This window comes from Streptococcus danieliae, from assembly GCF_013415245.1.
Lineage (GTDB): Bacteria > Bacillota > Bacilli > Lactobacillales > Streptococcaceae > Streptococcus > Streptococcus danieliae_A.
Genome location: NZ_JACBXX010000238.1, coordinates 1 through 756 on the forward strand (window position 1 = coordinate 1; position 756 = coordinate 756).

Here is a 756-nt window from a genome sequence, read left to right on the forward strand (position 1 = left end):
CGCAGGTGGTTACCAAAAGGGACCAAAGAAACAACTCCCAAAGAAGTCGCTTTTATTGAAAATTGGATAAACAATTATCCTAAAAAATGTTTGGACTACAAGTCACCAAAGGAATTTCTTAGTGGTGGCTAATTTCAACTTGAAATTTAGCAAGATATAAAAGATACTATAAATTCATAATTTTTCGTAAGCGCCCAATAACAGGGTACATCAAAAAAACCTCCAAGATTGTAAGCAGCTTGCTTTGAATCTTGGAGGTTTCTTTAACGACAATGCTCTTGTATTTGTTTTGCCCATGGTATAGTCATTTGAAACAAGAACAAGACAATAAAGCATCCAGAAAATTGTCATAATTGGGCAATACTTTTCTAAGGTGTTTTTTCATATGAGCCCATGTATTTTCAATGGGATTATACTCAGGTGAGTAGGGGGGAAGAGGCAAGAGTTTATGTCCTTGTTCTTCGCACAATACTTTTAGACGACTCATTCTATGAAACCTTGCATTATCCAGAATGATAACGGATGGCCTGTCCAAACTAGCTAGTAAAAATTGTTGAAACCAGGCTTCGAAAAAATCACTAGTCATGGTATCTTCATAAGTCATGGGAGCTACAAGTTCACCATCTACTTGACCTGCAACTAAAGATATCCGTTGGAATCTTCTTCCAGATATCTTACCTTCTATCAACTGTCCCTTCAAAGAGCGTCCGTATTCCCGATAGAAATAAGTTTCAAACCCTGTCTCATCAATATAAA

At 36.6% G+C, this 756-nt stretch carries 1 protein-coding gene and 1 pseudogene; one reads left to right on the plus strand and one right to left on the minus strand.

All coding sequences use genetic code 11. From position 1 onward, the window contains the following. Positions 1-132 (plus strand): annotated as a pseudogene (locus HZY94_RS09865) (IS30 family transposase); the annotation flags it as partial. Positions 133-304: 172 nt separating this feature from the next. Here the strand turns inward: HZY94_RS09865 and HZY94_RS09870 are convergent. Then, positions 305-756 (minus strand): transposase (locus tag HZY94_RS09870; protein ID WP_179925974.1); only part of this gene is annotated, 452 nt, incomplete at its 5' end.